This is a genomic window from Lysobacter rhizosphaerae (genome assembly GCF_054779795.1).
In genome coordinates this window covers 99,620-113,879 of sequence record NZ_BAAGXO010000007.1, presented here as the reverse complement: position 1 = coordinate 113,879, position 14,260 = coordinate 99,620, and the positions used below count along the sequence as shown (strand labels likewise).

The 14,260-nt window shown below is 66.7% G+C and carries 11 protein-coding genes and 1 riboswitch; of the genes, 5 read left to right on the top strand and 6 right to left on the bottom strand.

All coding sequences use genetic code 11. The features are described 5' to 3' along the window. Positions 1–61: 61 nt before the first annotated feature. Positions 62–694 (bottom strand): hypothetical protein, encoded by a 633-nt coding sequence (locus ACYVGE_RS09670; RefSeq protein WP_460729358.1) that lies wholly within the window; start codon positions 692–694, stop codon positions 62–64. A gap of 131 nt (positions 695–825) precedes the next feature. Next, on the bottom strand, positions 826–1,656 hold the full coding sequence (gene metF / locus ACYVGE_RS09665; protein ID WP_460729356.1) for a methylenetetrahydrofolate reductase [NAD(P)H]: 831 nt from the start codon (positions 1,654–1,656) through the stop codon (positions 826–828). 200 nt (positions 1,657–1,856) lie between these two features. Here metF and ACYVGE_RS09660 point away from each other — a divergent pair, with 200 nt between their 5' ends. The 3 genes from ACYVGE_RS09660 to ACYVGE_RS09650 all read left to right on the top strand — a co-directional run bounded on the left by ACYVGE_RS09660 (position 1,857) and on the right by ACYVGE_RS09650 (position 4,673). Further along, entirely contained in the window at positions 1,857–2,789 is a 933-nt protein-coding gene (locus ACYVGE_RS09660) for an alpha/beta fold hydrolase (RefSeq protein ID WP_460729354.1), read from the top strand. A gap of 85 nt (positions 2,790–2,874) precedes the next feature. Continuing rightward, a complete protein-coding gene (locus tag ACYVGE_RS09655) occupies positions 2,875–3,912 on the top strand; it encodes a sensor histidine kinase (protein ID WP_460729353.1) in 1,038 nt (345 codons plus the stop codon). Then, the gene (locus tag ACYVGE_RS09650; protein WP_460729351.1) at positions 3,909–4,673 is read left to right on the top strand and encodes a LytR/AlgR family response regulator transcription factor; all 765 of its coding nucleotides are present in this window, start codon (positions 3,909–3,911) and stop codon (positions 4,671–4,673) included. The genes ACYVGE_RS09655 and ACYVGE_RS09650 overlap by 4 nt, the downstream gene beginning before the upstream one ends. Positions 4,674–5,035: 362 nt before the next feature. On the opposite strand, the gene ahcY is transcribed toward ACYVGE_RS09650, so the two are convergent. After that, positions 5,036–6,466, bottom strand: a complete 1,431-nt coding sequence (gene ahcY, locus ACYVGE_RS09645; protein ID WP_460729348.1) for an adenosylhomocysteinase — start codon at positions 6,464–6,466, stop codon at positions 5,036–5,038. Positions 6,467–6,517: 51 nt separating this feature from the next. After that, positions 6,518–6,603, bottom strand: a riboswitch (S-adenosyl-L-homocysteine riboswitch). 152 nt (positions 6,604–6,755) lie between these two features. Then, on the bottom strand, positions 6,756–7,973 hold the full coding sequence (metK, locus tag ACYVGE_RS09640; RefSeq protein WP_310054035.1) for a methionine adenosyltransferase: 1,218 nt from the start codon (positions 7,971–7,973) through the stop codon (positions 6,756–6,758). Positions 7,974–8,256: 283 nt separating this feature from the next. Between metK and olsF the strand changes: the two genes are divergently transcribed. After that, complete coding sequence (olsF, locus tag ACYVGE_RS09635) at positions 8,257–9,993, top strand: bifunctional ornithine lipid synthase OlsF (RefSeq protein ID WP_460729346.1); 1,737 nt, start codon at positions 8,257–8,259, stop codon at positions 9,991–9,993. Further along, the gene (locus ACYVGE_RS09630) at positions 9,990–10,817 is read left to right on the top strand and encodes a UDP-2,3-diacylglucosamine diphosphatase (RefSeq protein ID WP_460729344.1); all 828 of its coding nucleotides are present in this window, start codon (positions 9,990–9,992) and stop codon (positions 10,815–10,817) included. The genes olsF and ACYVGE_RS09630 overlap by 4 nt, the downstream gene beginning before the upstream one ends. 220 nt (positions 10,818–11,037) lie before the next feature. Here the strand turns inward: ACYVGE_RS09630 and ACYVGE_RS09625 are convergent, their stop codons facing one another. Then, entirely contained in the window at positions 11,038–11,313 is a 276-nt protein-coding gene (locus tag ACYVGE_RS09625; RefSeq protein WP_460729342.1) for a hypothetical protein, read from the bottom strand. A 109-nt stretch (positions 11,314–11,422) separates the two neighbouring features. Beyond that, complete coding sequence (locus ACYVGE_RS09620; RefSeq protein WP_460729340.1) at positions 11,423–14,260, bottom strand: TonB-dependent receptor plug domain-containing protein; 2,838 nt, start codon at positions 14,258–14,260, stop codon at positions 11,423–11,425.

The window sequence follows — 14,260 nt, the reverse complement described above, 5'->3', positions numbered from 1 at the left end:
GGAGGCGAAAAGTGAGGCCCGGCCCAGATCGCGCAGCCGTGGGTGGAGGGGCAGGCGGAGTTCAGGAAGCGATGAAATAGCAGCCCGCGTACCGGCGTACTTCGAAATCGACGATGCGCCTGCTGCCACCGGCGAACACCAGTTGCATCAGGCCGGCATCCTGCGGGATCACGGTCTGCTGTCCCGATCCGATCCAGGCGGAGAGGAAGCGTGCATCCGACAGCGGCTGGGCGGACAGTCGTTCGAGTTGCTTCATCACTGGCAGCGCGCTGCGGTTGCTCATGCCAGCCCAGTGATAGCTTTCGGCGACGCGGTTGACGTCGTGCAGTGCGAATGCGCCGACGAGGTCCTGCGACAACTGCTCGGGGGATCGCGCACAACCCGCGGCGGCGGAGCGACGACCAGGGATGGCTTCGTGCAGTGGTTCGGACGCGTCGCGATAGACACTCCCGAGCGTCGCCTGTTCGTCGCCCGTGTCGGCCATCGCGAGGCGGAATGCAAGTTCCTCGGAGATGCGCGTCGGTTGCGCGCGGAATGCCGCGCAGGGTTTGTCGGTGTAGACCGCGTTGCCGTCTGGCGCCTGGCATCGCTGGAGGATGGGACTCTCGCCGGCGCGTGCTACGTGCGGCGGCGCGGCGCTGAATGCGGCCAATGCTGCGACTACGGTGAACAGCGCGGAACGAAGGGGTTTCACGACGCGACCGATGAATCCGGGACACGCGTGATGCTCCGGTTCGCTTGGTCAACGTGGTGTGTGAGCGCCCCCGTTCATGCTGAACCTCCGCTGTTGGAGCGGCTGTAGTTCAGCAATGTCACCGCAGCTGGTCATCCCAGCCGGGCGAGCACGCTCGAGGTCGGCTTGGACAGGTTGAGCGTGTAGAAATGCAATCCCGGCGCGCCGCCATCGAGCAGGCGCTGGCACAGTGCGGCGACGAAGTCGGAAGCGAAGTCGCGCACGCTGTCGACGTCATCGCCGAAGGCCTGCATGCGCTTGCCGATCCAGCGCGGGATTTCCGCGCCGCAGGCCTCGGAGAAACGCCGCAGCTGGGTGAAGTTGGAGATCGGCATGATGCCGGGCACGATCGGCACTTCGACGCCGAGCTTGCGCACGTCGTCGACGAAGCGGAAGTACGCATCGGCGTTGTAGAAATACTGGGTGATCGCGCCGTTCGCGCCGGCGTCGACCTTGCGCTTGAAGTTGCGCAGGTCGGCGAATGCATCGTCGGCCTGCGGGTGGCATTCGGGATAGGCCGCCACTTCGATGTGGAAGAAGCCGTCGTATTCGGTGCGGATGAATTCGACCAGGTCCGACGCATAGCGGAAATCACCGGCCTGGCCCATGCCGGAGGGCAGGTCGCCACGCAGCGCGACGATGCGGCGGCAACCCATCGCCTTGTAACGCAGCAACAGTTCGCCCAGTTCGGCGCGCGTGCCGCCCACGCAGGACAGGTGCGGGGCGGCGTCGAGGCCGTGGTGGGCGTGCAGGCGTTCCACCGTCTCCGGCGTGTACGACAGCGTGGAACCGCCCGCGCCGAAGGTGCAGGAAACGTAGTCGGGGTTGTGCGATTTGAGTTTCGCCGCGGCCTTGTCCAGTTGCGCGCGTTGTTCGTCGGTCTTCGGCGGATAGAACTCGAAGCTGATCGAGGGGCTGGACATGCGGCAGGCCGTTTACGGGATTTCCGACAGTCTATCGCTTCATCGCGATGATAGGAAATAACAAACCGGGTGGAACGTCCTCCGCCGTTCGTCCCCGGGCGCTGCCGCCCGCCACGGCGTGCGGCCACTCGTCATTTATCCCGCGCGGCGCAGCGGCCGTGCGGCCACGCTGTGGCCACACCCAACGCAAGGAGCCCGTCATGCAATTGATCGCCCGGTCGATCTTCCGCACCGCTTTCCGGATCTTCGCTGCCAGCTTCGCCCTGTCGTTCGCGGTCTGGCACGCCGCGAACGCCGCCACCGCGCCGCGGACCTTCCACGACCTGAAGATCGAAGTCGTCGGCAAGGGCCGCCCGGTGCTGATGATCCCGGGGCTCAACAGCGCCGGCGAAACCTGGACCGAAACCTGCGCGGCGCTGCAGGCGGACCACGTGCAGTGCCACATCGTCACCCTGCCGGGCTTCGCCGGCCTGCCGTCGGCCGCGGATGCCAGCAAGGACGCGTGGCTGGACGACATGCGCGATCGCCTGCTCGCCTACGTCGATGCACGCAAGCTCAAGCACCCGGTAGTGATGGGGCACAGCCTGGGCGGCTTCCTCGCCCTGCAGATGGCGATCAAGCAGCCGCAGCGGTTCGACCGCGTGGTGATCGTCGACGCGCTTTCCTTCCTGGGTGCGGTCCGCAACCCGGCTGCGACGGCCAACGACGTCAGGCCGATGGCCGAAGCCATGCGCAAGCAGATGCTGGCGCAGGATGAGGCGGGGTACCGGGCCGGCGTGTCGGCGAACCTCCAGGGCATGGTGCACGCCCCCAGGCGCGTGGAGACCCTGGCCGCGTGGGGCAATGCCAGCGACCGCACGATCACCGCGCAGGCGATGTACGAAATGATGGTGACCGACCTGCGCGGTGAGCTGGTCAAGGTCCGCGTCCCGACCCTGGTACTCGGCGCCTGGGCCGCCTACGCGCCTTATGGCTCCACGAAGGAATCCACCGCCGCCATCTACAAGGCGCAATACGCGAACCTCGACGGCGTGCGCATCGAGATGAGCGAAGGCGGCTACCATTTCCTGATGTGGGACGATCCGCAGTGGTTGCAGCAGCAGGTGCGCGGGTTCATTGCCGCCAGCAAGTGATGCAACCGCTTCGCGACGGCCAGCGCTTGCTGGCCGTCGCATTGTCCAGAGCACCGAGCCGAATCCAGGAAGGAGAACCGATTCGATGATGCGCGCCGATGTCCGCTTTGCCCTGCTGAACCTGATTCCGGCCGTGCTCTATGCCGGCTTCATCATCATGAGTTTCACCATGATGGGCGGGCCCACCGCAGCAGCATGGTGGCTGGCCTGCAGCCTGGGCGCCGGGCTGTGGCTGGCGACCGGCATCCTGCGCACGGTGGCGCTGCGCCGGAACTGGTTCGCACTGGGCGCTGGCGCTCTGCTGGCGCGCCTGACCGCGAGCGTCGTGGTCGGCGCTTTCGTCGTGCAGTTCGGCGTGCGCGTGGTGATCGAAACCGCGGACATGCTCGGGTTCTACCGCCTGCCGCCGAGCGACACCTACGGCGTGCGCGAAGCGGTCGTCTACGCGGTCCAGGTCGCGCTGATCCTGTGGCTCTGGGTCGCCGCGTGGGCGGGCTGGCACCTGCTGCGCCATCGCCGCCAGAGCGAGATGGCCCGGCTGCGCGCCGAGTCGCAAAGCAACGCGCTCGAACTGGATGCGCTGCGGGCCCGGCTGAACCCGCATTTCGTCTTCAACGCACTGAACAACGTGCGTGCGCTGATCAACGAGGAGCCGGGGCGGGCCCGCGAGGTGGTGACGCGGCTGTCGAACATCCTGCGCCATGCACTGGAACACAGCCAGCGCGAATCGGCGTCGCTGGGCGAGGAGCTGGCCGTCGTGGACGACTACCTCGCCGTGGAGAGCGTGCACTACGAAGAGCGCCTGAAAGTGCATCGCGACATCGCCCGTGATGCGCTCGATGCGCAGTTGCCGCCGATGCTGCTGCAGCTGCTGGTCGAGAACGCGATCAAGCACGGCATTGCGCGCACGCCGGGCGGTGGCGAGCTGGGCGTCTCGGCGTGGCGCCACCAGGGCAAGCTGGCGATCGAAGTCAGTAACCCGGGCCGCGTGGAGCACTCCGGCAGGGGCCATGGCGTTGGCCTGGCTTACCTGCGTGCCCGGTTGGCGCGCGAACCGGGAAGCGACTTCCACCTGCAGCAGAACGGTCCACGCGTGCTGGCGCGGTTGGAGATCGCGCAATGAGCGCGCCCCTGCGGACGCTGGCAGCGAAGATGCAGCCGATGAAAGTATTGATTGTCGACGACACCCGGCTGGCGCGGCAGGAACTGCGCACGCTGCTGGCGGAGCTGCCGGATGTCGAATGCGTTGGCGAGGCGGACGATGTGCCGGCGGCACAGGCCGCGATCGAGATGCTGCAGCCGGACCTGGTGCTGCTCGACATCCAGATGCCCTCGGGCACCGGCTTCGACGTGCTCGAAGGCCTCGATCACGCACCTCTGGTGGTGTTCACCACGGCCTACGACCATTACGCGGTGCAGGCATTCGAGGCCAATGCCCTCGACTACCTGGTCAAGCCCGTGGTGCCCGAACGCCTGGGCGCGGCGATCGACCGCGCCCGCGTGCGTCGTGCCGCCGCGGAACCGGTCGACACCGACCCGCGCGGCCTGTTGGGACTCGACGACCAGGTCTTCCTGCGCGACGGCGAGCGTTGCTGGTTCGTGGCGCTGCACGAGGTCAGCCGGATCGTGGTGGACGGCAACTACGCCCGGGTCTGGTTCCGCGACGAGAAGGCGATGCTGGCGCGCAGCCTGAGCGCGCTGGAGGCGCGACTCGATCCGGCCCTGTTCTTCCGCGCCAACCGCAATACGCTGGTCAACCTGCGCATGGTCAAGAACATCGACCTGGCGGTGGGCGAGGGCTACGACCTGACACTGAAGGACGGCAGCACGGTGGAGGTGTCGCGGCGCCAGGCGCGCGAGTTGCGGGAACGGCTGGCGTTGTAGGCCGCCGGCGGGACGCTCCCACTGCCGTCATCCCGGCGCATGCCGGGATCCAGCTTCTGCTGTTGTTGGCCGCCGGCAGGACGCTCTCACTGCCGTCATCCCGGCGCAAGCCGGGATCCAGCTTCTGCCGTTGTAGGCAGCCGGCAGGACGCTCCCGCTGCCGTCATCCCGGCTTACGCCGGGATGACGAGCAAAACGTGGCAAATAAAAACGGGCGCCGAAGCGCCCGTTTTTGTTTGAAGCAATTGCCGATCAGAATCCGCTGATCAGAATCCGCCGATCAAAATCAGCCGATCAAAATCAGCCGATCAAAATCAGCCGATCAAATCGGCCGATCAAATCGGCCGGTCAAAATCGGCCGATCAGTAGCGGTAATGATCCGGCTTGTACGGACCATCCACCGACACGCCGAGGTAATCGGCCTGCTCGGCGGTCAGCTTGGTCAGCTTCACGCCGATCTTCTCGAGGTGCAGGCGCGCCACTTCCTCGTCCAGCTTCTTCGGCAGGATGTAGACCTTGTTCTCGTAGCTGTCCTTGTTCGCCCACAAGTCCATCTGCGCGAGGGTCTGGTTGGAGAACGAGTTCGACATCACGAAGCTCGGATGGCCGGTGGCGCAGCCGAGGTTGACGAGGCGGCCTTCGGCCAGCAGGAAGATCGAGTTGCCGCTGGCGAAGGTGTACTTGTCGACCTGCGGCTTGATGTTGAGCTTCTTCGCGCCGGAGGCGGCCAGCGCATCGACCTGGATCTCGTTGTCGAAGTGGCCGATGTTGCAGACGATGGCCTGGTCCTTCATCTGGGCCATGTGCGAGAGCGTCAGCACGTCCTTGTTGCCGGTGGTGGTGACATAGATGTCGCCACGGCCCAGCGTCGATTCGACGGTGTTGACCTCGAAGCCTTCCATCGCGGCCTGCAGGGCGTTGATCGGATCGATCTCGGTGACCACGACGCGCGCACCGTAGGCGCGCAGCGAGTGCGCCGAGCCCTTGCCGACGTCGCCATAACCGCACACCACGGCAACCTTGCCCGCGAGCATCACGTCCATCGCGCGCTTGAGGCCGTCGGCCAGGGATTCGCGGCAGCCGTAGAGGTTGTCGAACTTCGACTTCGTCACCGAGTCGTTGACGTTGATCGCCGGCACCAGCAGCTTGCCCTGTTCGGCGAGCTGGTAGAGGCGGTGCACGCCGGTGGTGGTCTCTTCCGACACGCCCTTCCAGTCCTTGACGACACCGGCGAAGAAGCCGGGGCGTTCGGCATGGACGCGCTTGAGCAGGTTCTTGATGACCTGTTCCTCGTGGTTCGACGACGGGGTGTTGACCCAGTCGGAACCGTTCTCGAGTTCGAAGCCCTTGTGGATCAGCAGGGTCACGTCGCCGCCGTCGTCGACGACGAGTTCGGGACCCTTGTTACCCGGGAAGGTCAGCGCGTCGAGCGTGCAGTCCCAGTATTCCTCCAGCGACTCGCCCTTCCATGCGAATACCGGCGTGCCCGACTTGGCGATCGCGGCGGCGGCGTGGTCCTGGGTCGAGAAGATGTTGCACGAGGCCCAGCGCACGTCGGCGCCGAGGTCGCGCAGCGTCTCGATCAGCACCGCGGTCTGGATGGTCATGTGCAGCGAGCCGGTCACGCGCACGCCCTTGAGCGGCTTGACTGGTGCGTACTTGTGGCGGATCGACATCAGGCCCGGCATCTCGTGCTCGGCGATGTCGATTTCCTTGCGGCCCCAATCGGCCAGCGAGATGTCGGCAACCTTGTAGTCGCCTTCGGTGGAGAAGGTCTTCGGTACGGCGTTCATGTGTTGCTCCGTTGTTTGGAAGTCGCAGCCCCTGTGGAAGCGGTGGACTTGCATTAACGGGCGCCGTTGTTGCGTTTGGAACCTCGCCGAGCCTGGCCGCAAGTGACTTCATTGCGGTCGCAGCGCCCCTCGGCGGGGCAGGGGCGGAATTCTACCGCGTCGGGTGGTCGATGGCTGGATGAACAGGCGGGATTGCGCGGGGAGGCCGGAAAAAGCAACGGGCCGCGGATGCGGCCCGTTCCCTCACCCCAACCCTCTCCCGCTCGCGGGAGAGGGAGCAGGGCGGTGCTTACTTCTTCAGGCCGGCATCCTTGCGCAGCGCCTCGGCACGATCGGTCCTCTCCCACGAGAACGCGGTGGCCTTGTGCTTCTTGCCGGCGCCGTCGGTGTAGCTGATTTCCTTCGGCTTGCGGCCGAAGTGGCCGTAGCTGGCGGTCGCCTGGTAGATCGGGTGCTCCAGGTCCAGCATCTTCGTGATGCCGTACGGACGCAGGTCGAAGTGCTTGCGGATCAGCTTCTCGATCTTGTCGTCGGAGATGTGGCCCGTGCCGAAGGTGGTGACCGAGATCGAGGTCGGATCGGCCACGCCGATCGCGTACGACACCTGCACTTCGCACTTGTCGGCGAGGCCCGCGGCGACGATGTTCTTGGCGACGTAACGCGCGGCGTAGGCGGCCGAACGGTCGACCTTCGACGGATCCTTGCCCGAGAACGCACCACCGCCGTGGCGGGCCATGCCGCCGTAGCTGTCGACGATGATCTTGCGGCCGGTCAGGCCGCAGTCGCCCACCGGGCCGCCGATGACGAACTTGCCGGTCGGGTTGATGTGCACCTTGTTCTTCGACAGCGCGTCCAGCCACTTCTTCGGCAGCACCGGCACGAGGATCTCCGAACGCACGGCCTCGATCAGGTCCTTCTGCTTGATGTCCGGATCGTGCTGGGTGGAAAGCACGACGGCATCGAGGCCGAGGACCTTGTTGCCTTCATAGCGCAGGGTGACCTGCGACTTCGCGTCGGGGCGCAGCCACTTGAGCTTGCCGCTCTTGCGGACCTTGGCCTGCTGCTCGACCAGGCGGTGCGAGTAGTACAGCGGCGCCGGCATGAATTCCGGGGCTTCGTTGCAGGCGTAGCCGAACATCAGGCCCTGGTCGCCCGCGCCCTGTTCTTCAGGCTTCTTGCGGTCGACGCCCTGGTTGATGTCGGGCGACTGCTTGCCGAGCATGTTGATGATCGCGCAGGTGTGGCCGTCGAAGCCGACTTCGGAATTGTTGTAGCCGATGTCGTTGATGACCTTGCGCGCGAGCGCTTCGATGTCGACCCATGCCGACGTGGTGACTTCGCCGGCGACGATCGCGGCGCCGGTCTTCACCATCGTTTCGCAGGCCACGCGGGCGCGCTTGTCCTGCGCGAGGATCGCGTCGAGGACGGCGTCGGAGATCTGGTCGGCGATCTTGTCGGGATGGCCTTCGGAAACGGATTCGGAGGTGAAGAGGTAGCTGGTGGACATCGAGGCTTCCTTGGTGAATATCCCTTCATGGGGATGAAAAGATGGCCGCGCATGATACAGCCTGAAGCTGGCCAGTGCATGAAGGGGGCATTGTGCGCCCGCCTGCGGCGCACTCAAAGCGCGACACCGGTAATGCTGCGCGCGGCTGGGAACGGCCAAACCCCCGGGTTTTCCCGGTCAGGCGAAACCGGGCTCCATCCGCTGTCACATCCCTGTCGCCCTGACGCCGCCTGACTGTCGCATCGCCCCGGCAGGCTGCCGGGCGAAAGGGGGGCGACGGGCGATGCGCAAGTTCGAGCAGCAGCTGCAGCAGCGGTTTCCACACTGGTTCCGCGGTCGCCGCGCGACGCTGGCGCGGCCATTGCTGCGGGCCATCGGGCGCTGGTCGAAGTTCGATGCCATCGCCGGGCACCTGGAGGCCCACGGCCACCTGCGCGACTTCGACTTCGTGCGCTCTTCGCTGGAGTTCCTGCAGGCGCGTTATCTCGCCGATCCGGCCGAACTGCGGCGCATTCCCGCGAGCGGCCGCCTGCTGATCGTCGCCAACCATCCCTCCGGCGCGCTGGATGCGCTGGCGCTGCTCGACGCCGTCAGCCAGGTGCGGCGCGATGTGAAGATCGTCGCCAACGACCTGCTCAGCGCACTCGAGCCGCTGTCGGGCCTGCTGCTGCCGATCCGCATCGTCGGCGGCCGGGCGGGCGCGCAGAGTCTCGGCGCGGTCGAGCAGGCGTTGCGCGAGGAGTGCTGTGTGATCGTGTTCCCCGCCGGCGAAGTCGCGCGGCTGGGCCTGCGCGGGGTCACCGACGGACGCTGGCGGCGCGGCTTCCTGCGCTTCGCGCGCACGACGGACACGCCGGTGCTGCCCGTGCGCATCGAGGCCCGCAATTCCGCGTTGTTCTATGGAGCCTCCGTGCTGTTCAGGCCGGCGGGCACCGCACTGCTGGCGCGCGAGATGTTCGCCCGCCGCGCCAGGCGCATCGCGCTGCGCATCGGCCATCCGCTGCGGTTGCCCGCGGGCGGCAAGCCGACCGAACTGCTGCGCCGGGTGCGCCGCGAGCTGCATGCGATCGGCACTCCGCGTGAATGCGCCGCGCCGGTCGGCTCCGAGCCGCTGATCGACGCCATCGATCCGGCGCTGGTGCGTGCGGGCGTCGAGGCGCTGCACTCGCTGGGACAGACCTTGGACGGCAAGCAGATCCGCCTCGGCCGCCTCGCCGCGGGTTCGCCCTTGCTGCGCGAGATCGGCCGCCTGCGCGAACTCACGTTCCGCGCGGTGGGCGAGGGCACCGGCCTCCGCCTCGATGTCGATCTCTATGACAGCTGGTACGAGCACATCGTGTTGTGGGACGACGCCGCGTCGAAGATCGCCGGCGCGTATCGGCTCGCGCGCGGTTCGGCCGTGCTGCCCGAGCGCGGGTTGGCCGGCCTGTACACGGCTTCGCTGTTCGAATACGGCGACGATGCCCTGCCGCGGTTGCAGCAGGGCATGGAGCTGGGGCGCAGCTTTGTCGCCCCCGAATACTGGGGCAGCCGCAGCATCGACTACCTGTGGCAGGGCATCGGTGCCTACCTGCAGGCCCATCCCGAAGTGCGCTACCTGTTCGGCCCGGTGTCGATCAGCGCGGCATTGCCGGTCGATGCGCGCGAACAGATCGTCGCCTACTACGCGCGCTACTACGGCGCGCGCGAGCGCTGCGCGCAATCGCGGCAGCCGTTCGTCTACCGCGCCGCGCCGCCACGGTTCGGCGACGAACTCGATGCTGCCACGGCGTTCCGCGTGCTCAGGGACAACCTCGACGCGCTAGGCGCGACGCTGCCGATGCTCTACAAGCAGTACACCGAGCTGTGTGAACCGGGTGGGGCGCGCTTCCTCGCCTTCGGCGTCGATCCGGCGTTCAGCGACTCGGTCGACGGCCTGATCGAAGTCGACACGCACTGCCTGCGTCCAAGAAAGCGCGACCGCTACCTCACGCCGGCCCGGCCGCGCGTCGCTGAGATCGTGGCCGAGGTGGTGGAATGACGTCGATGATCGCGCCGCTGGCTGTACGTCGGCGCGCGGTCTTCGTCTCCGACGTCCATCTGGGTTCCAGGCATTGCCACGCGGCGGAATTCGCCGACTTCCTCACCACGCTGCGGTGCGAGCGCCTCTACCTGGTGGGCGACATCGTCGATCTGTGGTGGATGGCGTCGCGGCGTGCGAACTGGAACGCCGCGCATAACCGCGTGGTCGAGGCGCTGCACGCGCTGCGCCGGGACGGTACCGAGATCATCTACGTGCCGGGCAACCACGATCGCCCGGTTCGCCGCTTCTGTGGCCTGGTCCTGCCACGGATGACGATCCGGCGACGCTCCATCCACGTCACCGCCGATGGCCGCCGCCTGCTGGTCGTGCACGGGGACGATTACGATGCGGTCACCCACTTCGGCGGCCTGCAGGAGCGGTTCGGCGACTGGCTGTATTACCGCATCCTCACCGGCAACCGCCTGCTCAACTTCGCACGACGGCGCTGCGGCCTGCGCTACTGGTCGCTGGCCGAATTCCTCAAGCGCCGCAGCGGCGCGGCCGAACGTTACATCGCCCGCTTCGTCGAGGCCGGTGTCGACGACGCCAGGCGTCGCGGCTTGGACGGCATCGTCTGCGGCCATATCCATCGTGCCGCGTTGTTCGAACGCGACGGCTGCGTGTACGCGAACGATGGCGATTGGGTGGAGAGCCTGACCGCGCTCGTCGAAGACCCCGACGGGACCCTGCGCCTGCTCGGACACAACGGCGAGACCCGCTCGCTGCTGCCACCGCGGGCGCTGGCGCCGACACGTGCGACGGTATTGCCGCAAGCCGCCTGACTTGGCCAGGCGTTGGAGCCAGTCGCCGCCGATCCGCCGACGCGGACATGGCCTGGGAATGCGGAACGGAAACGTTGCATGCACTCGTTCGGAAGTGCGGCGTGCAGACAGGCAGCAACAGACCGACGAGTCGGGGACTCGTCGGTCTCGCGTGGAGCGTCCCTGCTACGTGCTTGCGGCGATCCGGCAGCTTCCGCTCGCTAGCGCGTCGTTGCCACTCTCACTTCGCTTTCGCGACCAGCTTGGGGTCCTGCTGCTGGCGGGCATCCGCCGCCGCCAACCGCGCCAGCGCTTCACGGACGCGGACTTCCTTGCGGTCGTACGCGGTGCGGTATTGCGAAAACGTGGTGCGGCCCCCCAGCACCATGCGTACGTCGTTGATCGAAACGCCGGCTTCATGGGCGATCAGTTGGAGCTGGTCGCGTTCGCTGGCGACGCAATAGCCGGAAACGCCGAGAAAAATCAGTCCGGCGAGCAATGGATAGAAGTGCTTCATGGTGATCTCCGGGCCGCGCAAACGGGCGCTTGCCGGCAGCGGCATGTCCTCTGCGACGTTTCCTACGACCCGTCCGTGTCGAAATTACTGACTGCGCGGGCGCCTGGACTCACTGGAATGTGTGCTGGATGCGCAGATACCAGAACCGGCCCGGTACGTCGTAGCTGGGGTCGTAGGAGTTGGCGACGGACGTGTACGCGACCGGCGGATCGCGATCGAAGGCGTTGTCGAGGCCGACGGCGAATTGCGTGCCTGGCCACGGCTCCCAGCGCAGCTGAAGGTCGGTGTAGGTGCGGGCGTCGATGACGTGCTCGGGATCGCCGTTGAAGGTCGGACTCTCGAAGTCGGAGCGGTCGCAGAGCGAAGGCATGCCGAACTCAGCCGGAAGGAAGCAGCTTTCGTCCAGGGGCGAGTAGTAGCGCAGGCGCAAGGTGGCGCCGAAGGGCGCGCGATTCCAGTCCAGCGACAGCAGCGATCGCACCCGCCAGCCCGGATCCCACTGGAAGTAGTTGCCGACCGTCGATAGCAGGGCGCCTTTGGGCACCTCCTTCAAGTAACGGCTCAGGTAGACGCTGTCCCAACGCAATGCAAACTCACCCAATCGGGTGTCGCGACGGTAGCCCAGGCTGACGTCGTAGCCTTCGATCTCGTAGGTGCCGTAATTGTGCTGGCGCGCGTCGATCAGGGTCAGCACGCCGGTTACCGGATCGCGGGCAAGTTGCTCGCAGGCGCCGGTCGCGCCCTGGCGATAGCACAGGATCGGCAGCAGGTAGTCGGGGATGGCATCGATCGCGTCGCGCAGGGTGATGTGCCACCAATCCAGCGATGCATCCAGGCCCTCGATCGTGCGCGGACTCCAGACCACTCCGAGCGTGCGGTTGCGCGCCCGTTCCGGCTGCAGGTCGGGATTGGAGCCGAAGCGGATCGCCGGGCCCACCTGAGGATCGAAACCATCGAGCGGCACGCCGGCGGCCAGGCAGCGCTCGGCCACGACGCCGGTCGGTTGCTGGGCGCAGGGATCGAAGAATGGCGCATCCAGTCCCGTAATCTGGAAGGCCCCAGTGAGCGCATACAGTTCGCTCGCGGACGGGGCCCGGAAGCCCTGCGACCACGTCGCGCGCAGCAGCCAGGAGGCAGTGGGCCTCCAGCCCAGGCCGAGCTTGGCGTTGCTGGTGGATCCGAACGTCGAATAATCGGAATAGCGCGCCGCCACCGTGAGGTCGAGTGCGTCGGCCCCACGCCGGTTCGCCAGCAATGGCACCGCGAGTTCCGCGAACGCCTCGTTGATCCGGGTTTCGCCTTGCAATGGCTCCGGGATGCTGCTGCCGAAGTCGAAGGCCTTGTCGGTCAGCAGGGGATCCAGCGCAACGCGGACGCGCTCGCGCCGGTGTTCCAGCCCGAACGCCGCCGTCAGCGGGCCGGACGGAAGGTCGAGCAACGCGCCACTCACGTTGAAGGTGAAATCGCCCAGGCGCTGCGTGGTTTCGGAATCGCCTTCAGTGGAGGAGATGTAGTCGTACATCGCGTCGGTGAAGCCGTCCAGGCCATGCGCGAAATCCAGCGGCACGCAGTCGTCCACGGGCGCGCTCGGCGTACCGCAGCGTGCCGCGCCGGAAGCATCGAGGAAGGAAGGGCCAACGCCGAGACCCAGGCGCTGCAGGTTGTAGCCGCCGGAGATGTGCTGCTGATTGTCGGCTCGCGCCACGATGCCGTGCAGTTCCCAGTTGAAGGAACGCGCACCGAGTGCGAACGCGCCCTCCAGTCCCAGCGTGAGATACCAGGTGTCGACGAGCTGGGTGAAGCGCCGGGGGCGGTTGAGCGGACGGAAGCTGAAGAAGGTGACTGGCTGGCCGAAGGGGTTGTACAGGCTGTCGGTCGCGATATCGAAGTTGTAGGGACCTCCCTCCGCGCCGAGTTGGATCAATGGTGTCGGCGCGAGTTGCTGGCTGGAGCGGCGCCGGTGCAGCAGCAGTTCGGAGCGCAAACTCAATTGCCCGCCTAACTGGTAATCCGCCTGGCCGAACAGGGCGGTGCGCTCGTAGGGCGTGCGCAGGTAGTTCTCGGGTGCGAAGTTGTAGCCGTCGCTGCGAAAGTCGAACGGGCGATGCGCTGCCAGCGCGGGGTCCCAGGTCAACTGTCCTTTGCTGCCATCGGGCAACTGAGCGCCATGGGGACCGAAGCCCAGGCGTCCCTGGGGAGTGTTCCGCGATGCCCCTGCGTCCGTGTCGTTGGCGGGCAGGTTGAAGGTCGGCACGGCGGAAATGGCACGGTCGCCCGCCCAGATCGGTTGCTGGTCGGCGAACGACAGGTTCAGCGCGATTCCGCCACGCTCGCCTTGCCGCCCCCAGGTGATGTCCGCCGCGCGCCGTTCACCGTCGCCATGGTCGTTGCTTGCGTAGTAGGCGCTGGCCTCCACGCCGGCATAGTCGTCGCGGGTGATGATGTTGACCACGCCGGCAATGGCGTCGGAGCCGTAGATCGCGGACGCGCCATCGGTGAGCACTTCGATGCGGTCGACGATCGGAAGCGGGATGCTGGCCACGTCCACCGTGCCGTCGAGCGCGGTGACATAGCGGTGGCCGTTGAGCAGGACCAGCGTGCGCCGGGCGCCGAGGTTGCGCAGGTCGACGCGAGTCTCGCCATTGCCGCCGTTGTTGTAGTCGCTGTTGAGGTCGGAGACGTGCTGGGGCAGCTGCTGCAGGATCTCGCCGACGCTGGTCAGGCCGGTGCGCTGCAGGTCCTGGCGATCGAGCACGATCAGCGGTTGCGAGGTTTCGAATCCGGCGCGACCGATATGCGAGCCGGTGACGACGATCCCGGGAAGGTCGATCGGGCGATTGCTTGTTGCTTCCTGCGAGCAGGCGAAACCCGGCAGCAGGACGAGCGAAATAGCCGTACCCGCCAGACGGCGTCCGTGCGGCGGTTGGGGGCGGGCGGCTGCCTGCAT

What these genes read in the sequence shown, in the direction of transcription:
- metF (WP_460729356.1), bottom strand. Translation starts at nt 1,656, where the DNA reads ATGTCCAGCCCCTCGATCAGCTTCGAGTTCTATCCGCCGAAGACCGAC.
- ACYVGE_RS09660 (WP_460729354.1), top strand. Translation starts at nt 1,857, where the DNA reads ATGCAATTGATCGCCCGGTCGATCTTCCGCACCGCTTTCCGGATCTTC.
- ACYVGE_RS09655 (WP_460729353.1), top strand. Translation starts at nt 2,875, where the DNA reads ATGATGCGCGCCGATGTCCGCTTTGCCCTGCTGAACCTGATTCCGGCC.
- ACYVGE_RS09650 (WP_460729351.1), top strand. Translation starts at nt 3,909, where the DNA reads ATGAGCGCGCCCCTGCGGACGCTGGCAGCGAAGATGCAGCCGATGAAA.
- ahcY (WP_460729348.1), bottom strand. Translation starts at nt 6,466, where the DNA reads ATGAACGCCGTACCGAAGACCTTCTCCACCGAAGGCGACTACAAGGTT.
- metK (WP_310054035.1), bottom strand. Translation starts at nt 7,973, where the DNA reads ATGTCCACCAGCTACCTCTTCACCTCCGAATCCGTTTCCGAAGGCCAT.
- olsF (WP_460729346.1), top strand. Translation starts at nt 8,257, where the DNA reads ATGCGCAAGTTCGAGCAGCAGCTGCAGCAGCGGTTTCCACACTGGTTC.
- ACYVGE_RS09630 (WP_460729344.1), top strand. Translation starts at nt 9,990, where the DNA reads ATGACGTCGATGATCGCGCCGCTGGCTGTACGTCGGCGCGCGGTCTTC.
- ACYVGE_RS09625 (WP_460729342.1), bottom strand. Translation starts at nt 11,313, where the DNA reads ATGAAGCACTTCTATCCATTGCTCGCCGGACTGATTTTTCTCGGCGTT.
- ACYVGE_RS09620 (WP_460729340.1), bottom strand. Translation starts at nt 14,260, where the DNA reads ATGCAGGCAGCCGCCCGCCCCCAACCGCCGCACGGACGCCGTCTGGCG.